This window comes from Streptomyces sp. NPDC020898 (assembly GCF_044333925.1).
In the GTDB taxonomy this organism is placed as follows: Bacteria; Actinomycetota; Actinomycetes; order Streptomycetales; family Streptomycetaceae; genus Streptomyces.
Genome location: NZ_JBIRRV010000001.1, coordinates 374,617 through 393,517, shown reverse-complemented (window position 1 = coordinate 393,517; position 18,901 = coordinate 374,617). Strand labels below are relative to the sequence as shown.

Below are 18,901 nucleotides of genomic sequence, written 5' to 3'. Positions count from 1 at the left end.
TCCCCGCCCTACCTTCGTCGTACGCACTCGTCGTACGCACTGACTGGAGGTGGGGATCATGAGCAGCAGCAGTCACAAGAGGTCTTCCGGCGGCTGGACCGGGGGCGCACGGGGTCCGTGGACCGTGCTGTGCGCGGTGGTGACGGTCGTCCTGGGCCCGGCGGCGGTCACCGCGTCCGCCCTCGACCAGGCCAACGCGGCACCCATGCACCACGCGGTACGGGCCGACCACACGCAGCAGGCGTACATCCCGTCGGACCTCACCCGGCGCCGCGCGGCGGCCTGAGAGGCGGGCGCTCAGCCGCCCTTGAAACGCTGCCACAGCTTGGGATACCGGTCCGCGAGCGCCCCTTCGTCCTCCAGGGCGAGCGGGGTGCCCTCCGGCTCCGGAGGCGCCGGCGGGATGCCGAGGTCGGGCGCGGTCGTGCCGGTGAGCTGCTCGTACGCCTCGTCGGACGCGTAGCCCAGCTCCTCGCCGTCGCCGTCGATCTCCGCGTCGAAGTCGTCCAGGAGGTCGGCGAGCGAGTCCGGATCGCCGTGCAGGGCGCCCTCGAAGACCTCGCGGCCCTGGCCGATCAGCCAGCACCGGAAGAAGTCGAAGGCGTCGTCGTTCGCCCCGTCGAGCAGCACCCAGGCGGCGCCCCACAGATCCCATCGGTAGGCGCGGTTGTAGCGGGACTCGAAGTGCCGGGCGAAGTCGAGAACCGAGTCCGGGTCGCGCTGAAGCAGCCGCTCGACCAGCAGATCGGCCTGGTCCTCGGGGTCACCCTCGGCGGCCTCACGGGTCGCGTCCACCAGCTCCCAGAACTCCGTCTCGTCCATCACGGCTCAAGCATCGTGCCTGGAGGGGAGGGGCGCACGTGGAGCGACGCGGAATGTGATGGGGCGTACAGCGCCCCCAGGCGCGTCGCGTCCCGCGCGAACCGGGCCCGCAGCTCAGCCGGTGCCAGCACCTCGACCTCCGGCCCGAGCGCCGTCAGCTGACTGTGGGCCACCTCCGTCGACTCCACGCCCAGCGTCACGGTGACCCGGCCCCGCTCGTCCGGGTCACCGCCGGCCGACAGCGCGTCCCGCGCGGACACGGGATCGACGGCGTACGGAAGTCTGCGCGCCCCTTCCGCCGAGAGCCGTACGACGATCTCGGCGCGCAGGATCGACCGCGCGAACTGCTCGGCCCGCTCCTCCCAGAACCCCGGCAGGTCGAAGCCGTCGTCGCGGGTGAAGCGTTCGCGCTTCGCGGAGACCTGGACGGAGGTGAACCGGTCGACGCGGTACACCCGGAAGGGCCCGGGGGCGGCGGGTTCCGGCACCCGGGCGCACAGATACCAGAGGCCCGCCTTGAGGACGAGCCCGTACGGCTCCAGCACGCGCTCCACGTCGTCGGTGTCCCCGGATCCGCGCCGGTACCGGACCAGGACGGGCCGGTCGTCCCACACCGCGTCCGCGACGGCGGGCAGCAGCTCGGGGGTCGGGGGCTCGCTGAACCAGGCGGGTGCGTCCAGATGGAACCGCTGGGCAGCGGTTCGGGAGGCGTCGCGGAGGGAGGGGAGGAGGGCGGCGGACACCTTGAGGCGGGCCGCTGAGGCCGCGTCCTGGAGCCCCATCTCGCGCAGGGCGCCCGGCACGCCGCTCAGGAACAAGGCCTCGGCCTCGCCGCGGGCCAGTCCGGTGAGCCGGGTGCGGTAGCCGCCGATCAGCCGGTATCCGCCGGCTCGCCCGCGGTCGGCGTACACCGGCACGCCCGCCTCGGACAGGGCCTGCGCGTCCCGGGTGACGGTGCGCTCGGAGACCTCCAGCTCCCGGGCCAGTTCGGCGGCGGTCATGGAGGGCCGGGACTGGAGCAGCAGCACCATTTTGATGAGGCGGGCAGCACGCATGGGTTCATGATGCAGGGCGCCGCGGGCGGGGGCGTCGGGTTTTCGCCCCCGCCGCCCCTACCCGTCCCATCCCTGGGGGCTGCGCCCCCAGACCCCCCTTACGGCCCTGAACGGGCCTCGTCCTCAAACGCCGGACGGGCTGAAATGACACCGAGACGGGTGGGTGGGCAGAACGCGCCCCCTACAACCCGTACCGCTCCCGTGCCTCCTTGACCGCCGTGGCCTTTACCTCGCCGCGTCGCGCCAGCTGGGCCAACGCCGCGACGACGATCGACTGCGCGTCGACGCCGAAGTGACGGCGCGCCGCGGCACGGGTGTCCGACAGGCCGAATCCGTCGGCGCCCAGTGACGAGTAGTCCTGCTCGACCCACTGCGCGATCTGGTCGGGCACCTGGCGCATGTAGTCGGACACCGCCAGGACAGGGCCCTCGGCCCCCTGGAGCGCCTGGCGGACGTACGGCACCCGCTCCTCGCCCCGCAGCAGTGCCGCGTCCGCTTCCAGCGCGTCCCGTCGCAGCTCGGTCCAGGACGTCGCGGACCACACGTCCGCCGCCACGCCCCACTCCTCGGCGAGCAGCTGCTGTGCCTCCAGGGCCCAGTGGATGGCCGTACCGGAGCCGAGCAGCTGGATGCGCGGGGCGTTGGCGGCAGGTGAGAGTCCTGCCGACTCCGCCGTGTTGAAGCGGTACAGGCCCTTGACGATGCCGTCGTCGAGACCCGGGGCCGCCGGCTTCGCGGGCTGCGGGATCGGCTCGTTGTAGACCGTCAGGTAGTAGAAGACGTTCTGGTCCTCGCCGGGCGCCGCCTCGCCGTACATCCGGCGCAGACCGTCCTTGACGATCACCGCCACCTCGTACGCGAAGGCCGGGTCGTACGACAGCGCGGCCGGGTTCGTCGCGGCGATCACCGGGGAGTGGCCGTCCGCGTGCTGGAGGCCCTCGCCGGTCAGCGTCGTACGGCCGGCCGTCGCGCCAATGAGGAAGCCGCGGCCGAGCTGGTCGCCGAGCTGCCACATCTGGTCGGCCGTGCGCTGCCAGCCGAACATCGAGTAGAAGATGTAGAAGGGGATCATCTGCTCGCCGTGCGTCGAGTACGACGTCGACGCGGCGATGAAGTCCGCCATGGAACCGGCCTCGGTGATCCCCTCGTTGAGGATCTGGCCGTCCTTGGCCTCCTTGTAGTACATCAGCTGGTCGCGGTCGACCGGCTCGTACGTCTGGCCCTTGGGGGAGTAGATCCCCAGGGACGGGAACAGCGACTCCATGCCGAAGGTACGCGCCTCGTCCGGCACGATCGGTACCCAGCGCTTGCCCGTCTCCTTGTCGCGGACCAGGTCCTTGACCAGGCGCACGAACGCCATCGTCGTGGCGATGTTCTGTGAGCCGGAGCCCTTGTCGAACGACGTGAACGTCTTGTCCGCCGGAGCGGGGAGAGGGGCGAGCGCGTGCGTACGGCGGGCCGGGGCCGGGCCGCCGAGGGCCGCGCGGCGCTCCTGGAGGTAACGGACCTCCGGGGAGTCGGTGCCCGGGTGGCCGTACGGCACCACGCCGTCCACGAACTGGGCGTCGGAGATGGGGAGTTCGAGCAGATCACGCATCTGCTTGAACTCGTCCACCGACAGCTTCTTCATCTGGTGGTTGGCGTTCTTCGACGCGAAGCCCTCGCCCAGGGTGAATCCCTTGACCGTCTGGGCCAGGATGACCGTCGGCCCGCCCTCGTGCTCGACCGCCGCCTTGTAGGCCGCGTACACCTTGCGCGACTCGTGGCCACCGCGCGAGAGGTGGAAGCACTCAAGGATCTTGTCGTCGCTCAGCAGCTTCGCCATCTCGGCGAGCGCCGGGTCCTTGCCGAAGAAGTCGGCACGGATGTAGGCGGCGTCGCGGGTCTGGTACGTCTGCACCTGGGCGTCCGGTACCTCGCGCAGGCGGCGGACGAGCGCGCCCGTGGTGTCGAGCTGGAACAGCTCGTCCCACGCCGTGCCCCACAGGGTCTTGATGACGTTCCAGCCGGCGCCGCGGAACTGGGCCTCCAGCTCCTGCACGATCTTGAAGTTCGCGCGGACCGGGCCGTCGAGGCGCTGGAGGTTGCAGTTGATGACGAAGGTCAGGTTGTCCAGACCCTCGCGTGCCGCCAGCGCCAGTGCCGCCGTCGACTCGGGCTCGTCCATCTCGCCGTCACCGAGGAACGCCCACACGTGGGACGCCGAGACGTCCTTGATGTTGCGGTTGGTGAGGTAGCGGTTGAAGCGTGCCTGGTAGATCGCCGACAGCGGGCCGAGGCCCATCGACACCGTCGGGAACTCCCACAGCCAGGGCAGGCGGCGGGGGTGCGGGTACGACGGCAGACCCTTGCCGCCGGACTCCTGACGGAAGTGGTCGAGGTGGTCCTCGGTCAGCCGGCCGTCGAGGAAGGCGCGGGCGTAGATGCCGGGGGAGGCGTGGCCCTGGATGTAGAGCTGGTCACCGGAGCCGGGGGACTCCTGGGATTCCTTGCCCTTGAAGAAGTGGTTGAAGCCGGTCTCGTAGAGCCAGGCCGCGGAAGCGAAGGTGGCGATGTGGCCGCCCACGCCGTGTTTGCTGCCCCGGCTCACCATCGCCGCCGCGTTCCAGCGGTTCCAGGCGGTGATCCGGTGTTCCAACACCTCGTCGCCGTCCACCGCGGGCTGCGCGGCGGTCGGGATGGTGTTGACGTAGTCCGTCTCCAGGAGCTTGGGCAGCGCGATGCCGTTGCCCTCGGCGCGCTCCAGTGTGCGGCGCATCAGATACGCGGCACGGTGCGGCCCGGCCGCCTTGGTGACCGCGTCCAGCGAGGCCTGCCATTCGGCGGTCTCTTCGGGGTCGCGGTCGGGAAGCTGGTCGAGCTCGCTCGGCTGGATGGCCTTGGGGTCGGTCATGTCGCCGCCTTCCTCAGTCGAAGGGGGTTCCCTCGTCGGTAAGGGTTCGGGGGTGCCCTTGGTCTTTGGCAGGACAGGGCTGAGAGCTCTGGTGGGAGCCCGTCGGCGACTGTAACCCGCTGATCGATGATCGATCAAAGGGTTGAGGGGCAAAACCTCTTGATCACGAGAAAGTAGGCACGGGGTGCCGTTCGGGTGGGCACCGGGTGCCGCGCTTTTCGTCGTTTCCGCAGGTGAGCGGCTGCGGGCTCGGTTGTGTCAGGGGCGCGGCGCGCAGCCCAGCACATGGGCCTTCACCAGCTCGGCGATCCGTGGATCCCGGCGGCGGAACGCGGCCACCAGCTCCTCGTGCTCCTCCGCGTACGACTGCTGGACCGTCCCCAGCCAGCGGATCGACAGGGCCGTGAACACCTCGATGCCCAGCCCTTCCCAGGTGTGCAGCAGCACCGAGTTCCCGGCCGCCCGCACCATCTCGCGGTGGAACCCCACCGTGTGCCTGACCTGGCCCGTTCCGTCCGACTCGCGGTCCGCCTCGTACAGGGCGGCCACATGCGGTTCGAGGGCCGAGCAGTCGTCCGCCAGCTTCTCCGCCGCCAGTTCCGCCGCGATCGCCTCCAGGCCGGCCCGGACGGGGTAGCTCTCCTCGAGATCGGCCGCGGTCAGATTCCGTACGCGTACGCCCTTGTTGGGGGCCGACTCGATCAGCCGCAGCGACTCCAGCTCGCGCAGCGCCTCCCGGACGGGGGTCTGGCTGACCTCCAGCTCGGTCGCGATCCGTCGCTCGACGATCCGCTCGCCCGGCTTCCAGCGCCCGCTGACGATCCCCTCCACGATGTGCTCGCGGATCTGCTCGCGCAGCGAGTGGACGACGGGCGCGGTCATTGGGACTCCTTAGGGAGGGGCCGCCCATCGGCCCCCGGGCGTTTGACGTTTAGACAATAAGGCCGCCGCTCCGTGCACGAGGGGCGCACGGAGGCGCTTTGACGCAGGTGAGACGAGCCTTACACGCTCCCAGTGAAGTGTCTTCTGTACAGACAAGGAACCTTCGGGACCCTGATCCGTGTCGCGGTCGGCAGTGGGGTTCCCGTGCAGGGGCGCCTCCTGGCACATCGGGGGACGGCATGAACGGTGGTGGGGTACGGCCGAGGCTGACCGGCTGGATGGTCGCTACGGCGGTGGCCGCGGCCCTCGTGGGCGTGACCGGCTGTCAGCAGGCGGCCACGAAGACGGACGCGAGGCCGGACGCGAAGGGGGACCCGTCTCCCGGCGTGACCGAGGAACTCCAGGGCATGTCGGCGGCCGGGCCCCGGCGATCCGGCGGCGCCTGCGTCTTCGTGAAGCCCGACGGCGCGCAGAAGTTCGGGCACGTCGGCTGGGGCTTCCGGATCACGGGCACCGAGCGCTGGGTGTACGGCGCGATCGAGAACCCGTCGGGCAGGCTCTACACCCCGCCCGGCGGCGACATCGGGGCCTGGCACACCGAGGGCTCGTACAAGAAGATGCTCAGCGAGATGTCACGGGACGCCCTCCCCCACGCTCGAACAACCTCGCGCGGGGGGACCCCCATCCCCGGCGAGTCCGAGCACCCGTACAGCCGTTACCGCTGCACCAACTCGTCGCGGAGCGATGTGCCCGCCGCCCGGGACATGATCCGCGTCGTCGAAGAGCGCGGCTTCCTGGTCGGCGTCGACCCGAAGACCGGCAAGCTCACGTCCTGGGACTGCCTGGACGCCACGTACGACGTCCTGAAGGCCTACCGGACCCGGCATCTGCCGAAGGCGGCCGAGCTGTCCGTCCCGAACGTGTGGGTGGAGTCCCTGGTCGGCTGGACGGACGACGAACTCACGCCGCACTGAGCGGGTACGACGGTGCCCCGCCCGGAGAGCTCCGGACGGGGCACCGTCGTACGTACGACTACGGGAGGGTTCAGAGGCCGAGCTCGACCTCGAACTCGCCCGCCTCCAGGATCGCCTTGACGGCCGTCAGGTAACGGGCCGCGTCGGCGCCGTCGACCAGACGGTGGTCGTAGGACAGGGTCAGGTACGTCATGTCGCGTACGCCGATGACCGTGCCCTCCTCCGTCTCGATGACCGCGGGGCGCTTGACCGTCGCACCGATGCCCAGGATCGCGACCTGGTTCGGCGGCACGATGATCGTGTCGAAGAGCGCACCGCGCGAGCCGGTGTTGGAGATGGTGAAGGTCGCACCGGACAGCTCGTCCGGGGTGATCTTGTTGGCCCTGACCTTGCCCGCGAGCTCGGCCGTGGCCTTGGCGATACCGGCGATGTTGAGGTCACCGGCGTGCTTGATGACCGGGGTCATCAGGCCCTTCTCCGAGTCCACCGCGATACCGATGTTCTCGGTGTCGAAGTAGGTGATCGTGCCCTCGTCCACGTTGATCCGGGCGTTGACCGGCGCGTGCGCCTTCAGCGCCTGGGCCGCCGCCTTCACGAAGAACGGCATCGGGGAGAGCTTGACGCCCTCGCGGGCCGCGAAGGAGTCCTTCGCCTTGCCGCGCAGACGCATCAGCCGGGTGACGTCGACCTCGACGACCGAGGACAGCTGGGCCTGCTCGTGCAGGGCCTTCACCATGTTGTCGCCGATGACCTTGCGGATGCGAGGCATCTTGATGGTCTGACCGCGGAGGGGAGAGGCCTCCAGGGTCGGCGCCTTCTTGGCGGCCGGGGCAGCGGCAGCGGCCGGAGCCGGAGCAGCGGCGGCGGCCTTCGCGGCCTCGGCGGCGGCGAGGACGTCCTGCTTGCGGATACGACCGCCGACGCCGGTGCCCTTGACGGCGCCCAGGTCGACGCCGTTCTCGGCGGCGAGCTTGCGCACCAGCGGGGTCACGTACGCACCCTCGTCGGTGGCCTGCGCGGCGACGGGAGCCGGAGCCGGAGTGACCGGGGCAGGGGCGGGCGCCGGGGGAGCGACCGGAGCCGTGGCCTGGACCGGCGCCGGCGCGGGGGCCGGAGCGGCGGGAGCCACGGGGGCCGGGGGCGCGACGGGCGCGGCCGGAGCGGGTGCCGGGGCAGCGGCGGCGGGCGCCGGAGCCGGAGCGGCCGGAGCCGGGGCAGCCGCCGGAGCGGCACCCGGGGCGCCGATCACGGCCAGCTTGGCGCCGACCTCGGCGGTCTCGTCCTCGCCGACCGTGATCTCCAGGAGCACACCGGAGATGGGCGCCGGGATCTCGGTGTCGACCTTGTCGGTGGACACCTCCAGCAGCGGCTCGTCGGCCTCGACGCTGTCGCCGACCGACTTCAGCCAGCGGGTGACGGTGCCCTCGGTGACGCTCTCACCGAGCGCGGGGAGGGTGACGTCCGTGCCGGTGGCAGCTCCTGCGGGAGCGGCGGCCGGAGCCGCAGCGGGGGCAGGGGCCGGTGCGGCCGGAGCCTCGGCCACGGGGGCCGGGGCAGCGGCCGGAGCCGGGGTGGGCTCAGCGGCGGGGGCCGGGGCGGCAGCGGGGGCGCCGCTGCCGTCGTCGATGAGGGCCAGCTCGGCGCCGACCTCAACGGTCTCGTCCTCGGCGACCTTGATGGACGCGAGGATGCCGGCGACGGGCGAGGGGATCTCGGTGTCGACCTTGTCGGTCGACACCTCCAGCAGCGGCTCGTCGGCCTCGACGCGCTCGCCCTCGGCCTTCAGCCAGCGGGTGACAGTGCCCTCGGTGACGCTCTCACCGAGCGCCGGAAGGGTTACGGAAACCGCCATGGTTTCGGTTGCTCCTTACGAATTGCGGAAGTCTGTGTCGTCGTCCGTCGACCGAGGGTCAGTCGTGGGAGTGCAGCGGCTTGCCGGCCAGGGCCAGGTGGGCCTCGCCGAGCGCCTCGCTCTGCGTCGGGTGCGCGTGGATGAGCTGCGCGACCTCGGCGGGCAGCGCCTCCCAGTTGTAGATCAGCTGGGCTTCGCCGACCTGCTCGCCCATACGGTCGCCGACCATGTGGACGCCGACCACGGCACCGTCCTTGACCTGGACGAGCTTGATCTCGCCCGCGGTCTTGAGGATCTTGCTCTTGCCGTTGCCCGCGAGGTTGTACTTCAGAGCGACGACCTTGTCCGCACCGTAGATCTCCTTGGCCTTGGCCTCGGTGATGCCCACGGAGGCGACCTCGGGGTGGCAGTACGTCACCCGGGGCACGCCGTCGTAGTCGATCGGGACGGTCTTGAGACCGGCCAGACGCTCCGCGACCAGGATGCCCTCGGCGAAGCCGACGTGCGCGAGCTGGAGCGTCGGGACCAGGTCACCGACGGCCGAGATGGTCGGCACGTTCGTCCGCATGTACTCGTCGACCAGGACGTAGCCGCGGTCCATCGCGACGCCCTGCTCCTCGTAGCCGAGGCCGGCCGAGACCGGGCCGCGGCCGACGGCGACGAGCAGCAACTCGGCCTCGAACTCCTTGCCGTCGGCAAGGGTGACCTTGACACCGTTCGCGGTGTACTCGGCCTTCGAGAAGAAGGTGCCCAGGTTGAACTTGATGCCGCGCTTGCGGAACGCGCGCTCAAGAAGCTTGGAGGAGTTCTCGTCCTCAAGGGGGGCCAGGTGCTTGAGGCCCTCGATGATCGTGATGTCCGAACCGAAGGACTTCCACGCGGACGCGAACTCGACGCCGATGACCCCGCCGCCGAGGACGATGGCCGACTCGGGCACCCGGTCCAGGACGAGGGCGTGGTCGGAGGAGATGATCCGGTTGCCGTCGATCTCCAGGCCCGGCAGCGACTTCGGCACGGAGCCGGTCGCCAGCAGGACGTGGCGGCCTTGGATGCGCTGGCCGTTCACATCGACGGAGGTGGGGGAGGAGAGCCGTCCCTCACCCTCGATGTAGTGGACCTTGCGGGAGGCGACGAGGCCCTGGAGTCCCTTGTACAGACCCGAGATGACCTCGTCCTTGTACTTGTGGACCGCGGGGACGTCGATGCCCTCGAAGGTGGCCTTCACACCGAACTGCTCGCTCTCGCGGGCCTGGTCGGCGATCTCGCCCGCGTGGAGCAGGGCCTTGGTGGGGATGCAGCCCCGGTGCAGGCAGGTACCGCCGACCTTGTCCTTCTCGATCAGGGCGACGTCAAGCCCCAGCTGGGCCCCGCGCAGCGCCGCGGCGTAACCGCCACTACCACCGCCGAGGATCACTAGGTCGAAAACGGTGCTGGCGTCGTTCGCCACGTCACGTCCTCCATGCATGTGCGCCGTACGCCGGTCGTCAGTGACCGGGCGGCGGCTGGTGTCCGGCCGCTCTTTCGTCGGCCCTGTGGTGGGGGCCCTATCCTGCCGAGGCCCATCTTCGCACTTGTCGGCCGTGGAAGAGACGCCGGGCCTGTGTGACAGACACCCCACCCTTGTCAGCGAGGGGCAAGGTGACCCACCTCAGGGGCGCGGGGAACTGCGCGACAAGCCACACACGACCCGCACCCGCCCATGCACATCAGGTATCGAGCTATGAGGCGCAACGGGACCCCGGACTACCCGCCCACGGGGTCCCGCCACAAAAACCCCTCAGCCCAGATCGCCCGCGGCAGTCAACTCAGCCAGCCGCACCAACGTACGAACCGCGGTCCCGGTCCCACCCTTGGGTGTGTACCCAAAAGGCCCACCCTCGTTGAACGCGGGCCCCGCGATGTCCAGGTGCGCCCAGGTGATCCCCTCACCCACGAACTCCCGAAGGAACAGACCCGCGACCAGCCCACCCCCGTACCGCTCACCCATGTTCGCGATGTCGGCGGTCGGAGACTCCATCCCCTTCTTCAGGTGGTCCGGCAGCGGCATCGGCCACGCCGGCTCCCCGACCTCCTCCGCCGCCTCGTGCACCGCGGAGCGGAACGCGTCGTCGTTCGCCATGATCCCGTACGTCCGGTTGCCCAGCGCCAGCATCATCGCGCCGGTCAGCGTCGCCACGTCGACGATCGCGTCCGGCTTCTCCGCCGAGGCGGCCCACAGGGCGTCGGCGAGGACGAGGCGGCCCTCGGCGTCGGTGTTGAGGACCTCGACGGTCTTGCCGCTGTACATGCGCAGCACGTCACCGGGGCGGGTGGCGGTGCCGGACGGCATGTTCTCGGCGAGCGCCAGCCAGCCGGTGACGTTGACCTCAAGGCCGAGCCGTGCGGCGGCGACGACCGCGGCGAAGACCGCCGCCGCGCCGCTCATGTCGCACTTCATCGTCTCGTTGTGCCCGGCGGGCTTGAGCGAGATGCCGCCCGAGTCGTAGGTGATGCCCTTGCCGACGAACGCGAGATGCTTGCTCGCCGCCTCGTGCGTGTACGTCAGCTTCACCAGGCGGGGCCCGGCGGCCGAGCCGATGCCGACACCGAGGATGCCGCCGTAGCCGCCCTCCTCCAGCGCCTTCTCGTCGAGCACCTGCACCTTGATGCCGTGCTCCTTGGCCGCGGCCTGTGCGACGGCGGCGAAGGCCTCCGGGTCCAGGTCGTTCGGCGGGGTGTTGATCAGGTCACGGGCGCGGTTCAGCTCCTCGGACACGGCGGTGGCACGGGCGACGGCCGCCTTGTACGCGGCGTCGCGCGGCTTGCCGCCGAGCAGGGCGACCTCGGCGAGCGGCGCCTTGCCGTTCTTCGCGTCCTTGCCGTTCCTGCCGCTCTCCTTGTACGCGTCGAAGGCGTACGCCCCGAGCAGCGCGCCCTCGCCGATCGCGCCGGCGTCGGCCGCGTCCTCGATCGGCAGGGCGAAGGCGGCCTTCTTGGCACCGGCGAGGGTGCGGGCGGCGACACCGGCGGCCCGGCGCAGCGACTCGGCCCCGAAGGTCTCGTCCTTGTCGGGCAGCGCGCCCAGGCCCACGGCCACGATGATCGGTGCCTTGAAGCCCGCCGGGGCGGGCAGCTTGGTCACCTCGCCCTCGGCACCGGAGGCGCCGAGGGACCCCAGGACGTCGGCGAGCTTGCCGTCGTACGCCTTGTCCACGGCCTCGGCGCCCGGTGCGACGACCGGGCCCTTGCCGCCCTTGGCGACACCGACGACGATCGCGTCGGCCCGGAGGCCGGGCGCCGCGGCGGTGCTGAGAGTAAGAGCAGTCACGGTGGTGAATTCTCGCTTCCGTCTGAAAAGTTCCTGTGGCCGAGTGGAGCGGGTCGACCAGGCCTGACAAGTGACCCTAAATCCGGCCTCGGGGGCGGTCAGCACCAGGGTTGGTACACCCGCGACGAGCCTACGCTCGGTGGCCGGATTCGCTGATTCCCGCGGGCGTTCACCTGACGGTGGCGCCGCGGCCACTTCCCACCCTCCACTTCCGGTGACCTCAGTCACACTCGCCGGGTTCTGGTGAGCGGCTTGCTTACCGCTTATGCATGATTTCCACGGATCCTTCTCGGAATCGACCATCGGGGAGGGCTGGTTGGGGGAAAGGCGAACATGGCGCAGAGAGCGCACATACGGAGATTTTCGAGAAACGCGGCCGTCGTGATGGCGGCCGCAGGGCTGTTGGCGCTGGGGCTGGGAGTGCCCGGCGCGGCGGCGGCCGAGGAGCCGCGCATCGACCTGAGGGTGCTCGTCGTGGACAACGGCGACAGCCCGGTCGGGGCCATCACGGCCGAACTGGCGAAGACGGGCATCCCGTACACGACCGTCGACCTGAACAGCGCGAGCCGTCCGACGATCGACGCCGCGTTCCTGAGTGACACGGTGGACGGCATACCCCGGGCCAGGTTCCAGGGAGTGGTGCTGCCCAACGAGGCGCCGTTCGGGGCGGGTTCGGCCGAGCAGACGGCCCTGGAGGCGTACGAGACGACGTACGGCATCCCGCAGGTCGACGCCTACACCTGGGCGCACCCCGGAGTCGGGCTCGACTACAGCTCGTACTCCGGCACGCTGGACGGACAGGCCGCCGCCGTCACCGACGCGGGCCGGACGGGGTACTTCGGCTATCTCGACGGCGCGCTCACGTTCGAGGACAACTCGGCGTCCGTGCTGGAGAGTTACGGCTTCGTGGCCAGCCCCCGGGCAGGCTTCACCAGTTACGTCGACACCGCCGTGCCGGGCGGGACCGGGCGCGGCAGCCTGGTCGGCGAGTACGCGCACGACGGGCGCCGCGAACTCGTCGTGACCTTCGCGTACAACGAGTACCAGCAGCAGTTCCGGGTGCTGGCCCGGGGCATCGTGGAGTGGCTGACCCAGGGCGTACACCTGGGGCAGAGCAGGAACTCCTTCGCCGTGCACATCGACGACGTCTTCGCGCCCGACAGCCGCTGGGACACCGAACGCAACTGCACACCCGGCGACTTCGACTGCGTCGGCGGTGACGGTGAGGGCACCACGCCGATCCGTATGACGGCGGCCGACGCGGTGTACGCGGCCCAGTGGCAGAGGTCGAGCGGTCTCAAGCTCGACATGACCTTCAACGGCGGATCGGGCGAGGAGTGGAAGGCGGAGAGCGGCGGCACCGACCCGCTCACCGACCAACTCCTCGCTGACAAGGACGAGTTCCGCTGGATGAACCACACCTACACGCACCAGTACCTCGGTTGTGTGCAGGACACCTCCACCGTGCCGTGGAGCTGCGCGAAGAACACGGACGGTTCGACCCAGTACATGAGCCGCGCCGACATCTCGGCGGAGATCGCCGGCAACTACAACTGGGGCGTCACGAACGGTCTTTCGATGGACCGCGCCGAGCTGGTGACCGGTGAGCACTCGGGGCTCAGGACGCTGCCGCAGCAGCCCGACGACAATCCGAACCTCGCGGGCGCCCTCGCCGACAACGGCATCGAGTGGACAGCCTCCGACAACTCCCGTGAGTCGGAGCAGCGTTCGGTGGGCGGCGCGCTGACCGTGCCGCGCTATCCGATGAACGTGTTCTACAACACGGGTACGGCGGCCGAGATGGCCGACGAGTACAACTGGATCTACGCCTCGGCGGCCGACGGCGGCAGCGGCATCTGCGAGAACAACCCGACGTCCACCTGCCTCGACGAGCCGCTGGACACCGCCACCGGCTACGCGTCGTACATCGTCCCGCAGGAGGCCCGTACCGCCCTCGGGCACGCCATCTCGGGCGACCCGCGTCCGCACTACGCGCACCAGTCCAACCTGGCCGAGGACCGCACCCTCTACCCGGTCCTGGACCAGGTGGTCTCCGGCTACCAGGCGCTGTTCGCCGACAACACCCCCCTGGAGAACCCCCGGCAGAGTGCGATCGGCACCGAACTGCAGCGCCGCGCCGCCTGGCAGAGCGCTGTCGCGGACGGCACGGTCACGGCGTACCGCGTCGGCTCGACCGTCACTGTCGTCGCGCCGTCCGGGACGCAGATCCCGGTGACCGCACCGGAGGGGACCACCAAGCAACTCCTGCTCGGTACCGCGACGTTCGGCACCCCGTACGCGGGCAGGCAAGCGGCCTGGACCACACCAGACCTGCTCCAGTCCGCGCTCACTTTGAACCTGCCGTAAAGCGATGCGCCCTGAAAGGGGCGCGGGGAACTGCGCGATCAACCACGACGCGCCCGCAGTCGGGACAGGTCCGCAGTTCCCCCCACAGCATCCGCATCACAGGGGAGCAACACAGTGCTGCGCACAGGCCGTCACGTCACGATGCTCACCGAAGGCACCTACCCGCACGTCCACGGCGGGGTCAGCACCTGGTGCGACCAACTCGTCAAGGGCATGCCCGAGGTCGACTTCCACATCGTCTCGCTCACCGGCAGCGGCCGCGAACCCGTGAGCTGGGAACTGCCGCCCAACATCTACCGGCACACCTCCGTGCCGACCTGGGGACCGCGCCCCGGGCGCGCCCGAGCGCCGCTGGGCCGCGCCCGACGGCGCTTCGTCGACTCGTACGAGCGCTTCCTGCTCTCCTTCCTCGACCCCGAGGCGCACTGCGACTTCGGTGACGCCCTCTACGAGCTGGCCGAACTCGCCCGCGCCGGACGCCTGTCGGCGGCCCTGCGCACCGAGACGGCGCTGCGCTCGCTGATGTGGATCTGGACGATGCCGCACGTGGCGATCGCCGAGGCCTGCCCCACGGTGCACGACGCGCTGACCGCGACGGACCTGCTGGAGCACGCCCTGAGGCCGCTCGGCACCCGCATCCCCGAGGACTCCGTCGCGCACGCGGTCAGCAGCGGCCTCGCCACGCTGCCCGCCCTCGCCGCGCACAAGCTGGACGGCGTACCGTTTCTCCTCACCGAGCACGGCATCTATCTGCGCGAGCGCTACCTCGGCTACCGCAGCGGCGAACAGCGCTGGCCCGTCAAGGCGTTCATGCTCGGCTTCTACCGCGAGCTGAACTCCCTCGGCTACCGCGAGGCGGACCTCATCACCCCCTGCAACCAGTACAACCGCCGCTGGGAGGAGCGCGGCGGCGCCGACGCCGACAAGATCCGCACGGTCTACAACGGCGTCGACCCGCAGGCCTTCCCGCATGCCGGCCCCGAACCGGAAGTCCCCACCCTCACCTGGTGCGGACGCGTCGACCCCATCAAGGACCTGGAGACACTTCTCCGCGCGTACGCCATGATCCGCGCCGAACTCCCGGAGACCAGGCTGCGGTTGTTCGGCCCGGTACCGGCCGGCGGCGAGGCCTACAAGACCCGCCTGGAGAAGCTCGCCGCCGAACTGGGCATCGCCGACGGACTGACCTTCGAGGGCCGCATCAGCGAGGTCTGGCGCGCCTACGCGGCCGGCCACATCGTCATGCTGTCGTCGATATCCGAGGGCTTCCCGTTCTCCATCATCGAGGCGATGTCCTGCGGCCGTACGACGGTCTCGACGGACGTCGGCGGAGTCAGCGAGGCCGTCGGCGACACCGGCCTCGTGGTCCCGCCGCGCGAGCCCGAGAAGATGGCGGCAGCCGCGCTGACCCTGCTGAAGGACGACGAACGGCGCCTGAAACTGGGCGAGTTGTCCCGGCAGCGAGTGATCGAGCGCTTCACGCTCCGCCGTTCCGTGGACGCCTTTCGGACGATCTACCAGGAACTCGCGGGCCAGGCCGAGGTGTACGAGCCCACTCTGGAGACCGTCGCGGACTGGACCCTCGAACTGCGCGACCCCTGGTACGAGGCCGTCGCGACGAACGGGACCGGCTGGTGAGCGGAAGCATTTGGATGCCGCCCGGAGCGCGCCCGGACACGCTGCCCGCGCTACCCCGGCAGCGCACGTCCCCCAGCTGGGCGGAGCCCGACCCGATCGACCAACTCACCGAACGGCTGCGGGAGTTCATCGCCTCGGCCGTGCACCCCGACGAGATAGCCGCACTGCTGGAGTCCGACGGCCTCTCCGACGACCAGATACGCGAGCGGTACGGCGTGAAGAACTCCTTCGCGCTCGCCGAGGAGCTCTACGAACGCGTCGAACGCCGCTACTACGAACCGGACGGCCCGGCCCACGACCCGTGGCGCATAGGCCTGTTGGGCTGTCTGCTGCGCGGAGTCGTCTTCGCCCTCCCGGGACTCGGCTACGTCCTCGGGGCCCCGCTCCTCGCCGGCCCCCGCGACGGCCTCGGCCTCCCGGCCGGTACCGTCCCGCTCCTCGCCGGCGCCCTGTGCGGCTGGACCTGGAACCAGGGGCTCGCCCACCGGGCGTACTCCTGGCTCGGGTTGGGCGACCGCTCGGCCGCCCGGCGCTCCCTCCTGACCGGCGCACCCGCCGGGGCCCTGCTCGGCTCCCTGGTCGCCCTCTCCGCCATCAACACCGCGAGCGCCGGCGCGGTGGCCTTCGCCGCGGGCCAGTCCTGCTACCTCGCCGCCGCCACCGTCCTCCTCGTCATGGGCCGCGAACGCGCCCTCCTCGCCGCCCTGTTGCCCATGGCGGCGGGCGCGGTACTGACCATGGTCCAGCCGGTACCCGACACCGCGAGACTGGCCCTGCTGCTCGGCTCCCTGGCAGCGGTAGTGATCTTGGGTCTACTGGAAGTCGGGCGCGACAGCAACGGACCTAAGGGGCGCGGGGCTGTATCTGATGTGCGGCTACCGCCGCGTGGGCGCGACAAGCCCCCACCGGCCCGCAGAGGATCAACGACCTCAAGCGCCCCTCTGTCCCTTTCCATCCCGTACGCCCTGTTCGGCCTGGGCAGCGGCATCCTCGTCGTCTACGCGGCCCTCGGCGACGTGTTGGCCGGCGAGCACAGCGCCATAGCCGCCCCCGCCGCCGTCGCGCTCACCCTCAGCATGGGCCCCGCCGAATGGCTACTGCACCGCTTCCGCAGCGGCGGCCTCGCCGGACTGCGCTCCAGCAGCACGTCGAAGGACTTCTGGCGCACCACCGCCCTCACCCTCGTCCAGTGCCTCACCGGCTATCTCGCCACCCTGCTCGCCCTCAGCCTCGCCACCTCCGCCCTGTGGCCGCACGCACCCGGCGTGGGAGGCATCCGGCTGGCCGGGCTGCTCCTCCTGGGCGTGGTCCTGTGGACGGGCCTGCTGCTCCAGTCCTTCGGCGCGGTCCTCAGCGCCGCCGTGATCTGCTGCGCCGCGGCCGTCGCCCAGACCGTGGCCCTGGCGACCCACTCGGGCAGCCCGCACTGGGTGAGCCTGATCGTGTACGGGACGGCAGCCGGCGTACAGGCAGCCCTGGTCAGTGGTCTGCTGGGCAGGGCAACAGCCCACCGCTGATCCCGAGTCGAGAGAAAAGAACGGACAAGCCCCCCACATGAGTCCGAGCAGTCTCCTGGTCCCGTACTACGAACACCCGTCCGTCCGTCCCGCCGAATGGGAGGCGATCCTCGCCGCCGCGCCCCGGCTGTACGGCGTGGTCCTGAACCCGGCCAGCGGCCCCGGTGACCGCCCCGACCCGGCGTTCGCCGAGATCGCGGCCCGGCTGCGCGCGGCAGACGTCCGGGTCCTCGGGTACGCCGACACCGACTACGCCCGCCGACCGGTCGCCGAGGTCATCCGCGACCTGGTACGTCACCACGACTGGTACGGAGCGGACGGCGCCTTCCTCGACCAGGTCACCTCCGGCCCCGACCAGTTCGCCCACTACCGGCGCCTCGCCTCGGCCGCCTGGGGCGCCGGCTGTCACACCCTCGCCCTGAACCACGGCACCCCGCCGCACCCCTCGTACGCCAGGATCGCCGACGTCCTGGTGACCTTCGAGGGCACCTGGGACACGTACCGCACCCAGCGCCCCCACTCCGGGCAGACCCCGGGGACGAGCGTGTGCCACCTCGTGTACGGCGTCCCGGCGGACGTCGACCTCGAAGCGGAGGCGCGCACCCAGGGCGCCGCCCTGCACTGCGCGGTCCCCGGCACCGGGGACCATCCGTGGGGCACCCTGCCGCACACCCTGGAGCCCGGCCGGTCAGCCGAGTGAGAGCACGACCAGCGCTGTCGTCGCCGCCGTCTCCGCGAGACCGCCGAAGACATCGCCGGTGACCCCGCCGAAGCGGCGCGTGCAGTGCCGCAGGAGAAGTTCGGCGGCGGCGCAGGCCGCGACGACCGCGAGGGCGGTACGGACGATGTCGTCCACCCCGAAGAGGGCGCCGAAGCCCGCCGCGGCGACCGTGACCAGGGCCGCCACCAGCATCGCCGAGCGCACCGGCACCGTCCCCGCGACCGCCGCCCCCAGTCCCTCGGGCCGGGCGGCCGGTACGCCGGTGCGGGCGGCCAGGGTGAGGGCGAGCCGGGCGGCGGTCGCCGAGACGAGGGCGGCGAGCGCGCCCCGCGCCCAGGAGTCGCCGTACGCCTGCGCGAGCGCGGCCACCTGGGCCAGCAGGACGAAGAGCAGGGTGAGTACCCCGAACGGGCCGATGTCCGACTGCTTCATGATCCGCAGCGCGTCCTCGGCGGGCTTGCCGCTGCCCAGCCCGTCGGCGGTGTCCGCGAGACCGTCGAGATGCAGCCCCCGGGTGAGCACGGCGGGCACGGCGGCCGTGGCGACGGCGGCGAGCAGCGCACCGGCGCCCAGGAACAGAAGCAGCAGACCGACCATGGCGGCACACCCACCCACGACCACACCGGCCACCGGCGCGCACAGCATGCCGCCACGCGCCGCGTCCCGGTCCCAGCGGGTCACCTTCACCGGCAGCACGGTCAGCGTGCCGAAGGCGAACCGGAGCCCATCAAGGCGATCGGCGGGCGGGGCGGCGGAAGGGGGCTCGGAGGGCCTGGGCGGGGGCGTGGACACCGGCGCAGAGTACCGGGCGGCCCGCGAAGTGCCCAGGGTCGGTGGCGAACAGGTAGCCGCGAACGATGAAGAGCGGTAGAT

14 protein-coding genes are annotated in these 18,901 nt (G+C 71.0%); 6 read left to right on the top strand and 8 right to left on the bottom strand.

Going from position 1 to position 18,901, the window contains the following annotated elements; translation table 11 throughout:
• The first annotated feature begins 58 nt into the window (after positions 1-58).
• On the top strand, positions 59-286 hold the full coding sequence (locus ACH4TV_RS01765) for a hypothetical protein (protein WP_398393155.1): 228 nt from the start codon (positions 59-61) through the stop codon (positions 284-286).
• A gap of 11 nt (positions 287-297) precedes the next feature.
• On the opposite strand, the gene ACH4TV_RS01760 is transcribed toward ACH4TV_RS01765, so the two are convergent.
• The 4 genes from ACH4TV_RS01760 to ACH4TV_RS01745 all read right to left on the bottom strand — a co-directional run bounded on the left by ACH4TV_RS01760 (position 298) and on the right by ACH4TV_RS01745 (position 5,652).
• Positions 298-822, bottom strand: a complete 525-nt coding sequence (locus ACH4TV_RS01760) for a DUF4240 domain-containing protein (protein ID WP_398395307.1) — start codon at positions 820-822, stop codon at positions 298-300.
• A complete protein-coding gene (locus ACH4TV_RS01755) occupies positions 822-1,877 on the bottom strand; it encodes a helix-turn-helix transcriptional regulator (protein WP_398393153.1) in 1,056 nt (351 codons plus the stop codon). The genes ACH4TV_RS01760 and ACH4TV_RS01755 overlap by 1 nt, the downstream gene beginning before the upstream one ends.
• Positions 1,878-2,058: 181 nt before the next feature.
• Complete coding sequence (aceE, locus tag ACH4TV_RS01750) at positions 2,059-4,770, bottom strand: pyruvate dehydrogenase (acetyl-transferring), homodimeric type (RefSeq protein WP_398393151.1); 2,712 nt, start codon at positions 4,768-4,770, stop codon at positions 2,059-2,061.
• Between the two features lie 258 nt (positions 4,771-5,028).
• Positions 5,029-5,652 (bottom strand): GntR family transcriptional regulator, encoded by a 624-nt coding sequence (locus ACH4TV_RS01745; protein WP_398393149.1) that lies wholly within the window; start codon positions 5,650-5,652, stop codon positions 5,029-5,031.
• Positions 5,653-5,891: 239 nt separating this feature from the next.
• Here ACH4TV_RS01745 and ACH4TV_RS01740 point away from each other — a divergent pair, with 239 nt between their 5' ends.
• On the top strand, positions 5,892-6,626 hold the full coding sequence (locus ACH4TV_RS01740; RefSeq protein ID WP_398393147.1) for a hypothetical protein: 735 nt from the start codon (positions 5,892-5,894) through the stop codon (positions 6,624-6,626).
• A gap of 70 nt (positions 6,627-6,696) precedes the next feature.
• On the opposite strand, the gene sucB is transcribed toward ACH4TV_RS01740, so the two are convergent.
• From sucB to ACH4TV_RS01725, 3 genes are all read right to left on the bottom strand, one after another.
• Positions 6,697-8,478: a 2-oxoglutarate dehydrogenase, E2 component, dihydrolipoamide succinyltransferase gene (gene sucB, locus ACH4TV_RS01735; RefSeq protein ID WP_398393145.1), complete on the bottom strand. Its 1,782-nt coding sequence runs from the start codon at positions 8,476-8,478 to the stop codon at positions 6,697-6,699.
• A gap of 58 nt (positions 8,479-8,536) precedes the next feature.
• Positions 8,537-9,925: a dihydrolipoyl dehydrogenase gene (gene lpdA / locus ACH4TV_RS01730; protein WP_398393143.1), complete on the bottom strand. Its 1,389-nt coding sequence runs from the start codon at positions 9,923-9,925 to the stop codon at positions 8,537-8,539.
• A 330-nt stretch (positions 9,926-10,255) separates the two neighbouring features.
• Positions 10,256-11,785 (bottom strand): leucyl aminopeptidase, encoded by a 1,530-nt coding sequence (locus ACH4TV_RS01725; protein ID WP_398393141.1) that lies wholly within the window; start codon positions 11,783-11,785, stop codon positions 10,256-10,258.
• Between the two features lie 384 nt (positions 11,786-12,169).
• Between ACH4TV_RS01725 and ACH4TV_RS01720 the strand changes: the two genes are divergently transcribed.
• The 4 genes from ACH4TV_RS01720 to ACH4TV_RS01705 all read left to right on the top strand — a co-directional run bounded on the left by ACH4TV_RS01720 (position 12,170) and on the right by ACH4TV_RS01705 (position 18,007).
• Entirely contained in the window at positions 12,170-14,152 is a 1,983-nt protein-coding gene (locus ACH4TV_RS01720; protein ID WP_398395305.1) for a hypothetical protein, read from the top strand.
• Between the two features lie 114 nt (positions 14,153-14,266).
• Entirely contained in the window at positions 14,267-15,790 is a 1,524-nt protein-coding gene (gene pelF / locus ACH4TV_RS01715) for a GT4 family glycosyltransferase PelF (protein ID WP_398393139.1), read from the top strand.
• Positions 15,787-17,307 (top strand): hypothetical protein, encoded by a 1,521-nt coding sequence (locus ACH4TV_RS01710; RefSeq protein WP_398393137.1) that lies wholly within the window; start codon positions 15,787-15,789, stop codon positions 17,305-17,307. The genes pelF and ACH4TV_RS01710 overlap by 4 nt, the downstream gene beginning before the upstream one ends.
• Positions 17,308-17,344: 37 nt before the next feature.
• Positions 17,345-18,007, top strand: a complete 663-nt coding sequence (locus tag ACH4TV_RS01705; RefSeq protein WP_398393135.1) for a spherulation-specific family 4 protein — start codon at positions 17,345-17,347, stop codon at positions 18,005-18,007.
• Here ACH4TV_RS01705 and ACH4TV_RS01700 read toward each other — a convergent pair.
• Entirely contained in the window at positions 17,996-18,820 is an 825-nt protein-coding gene (locus tag ACH4TV_RS01700) for an adenosylcobinamide-GDP ribazoletransferase (protein WP_398393133.1), read from the bottom strand. The genes ACH4TV_RS01705 and ACH4TV_RS01700 overlap by 12 nt on opposite strands.
• Positions 18,821-18,901 lie beyond the last annotated feature (81 nt).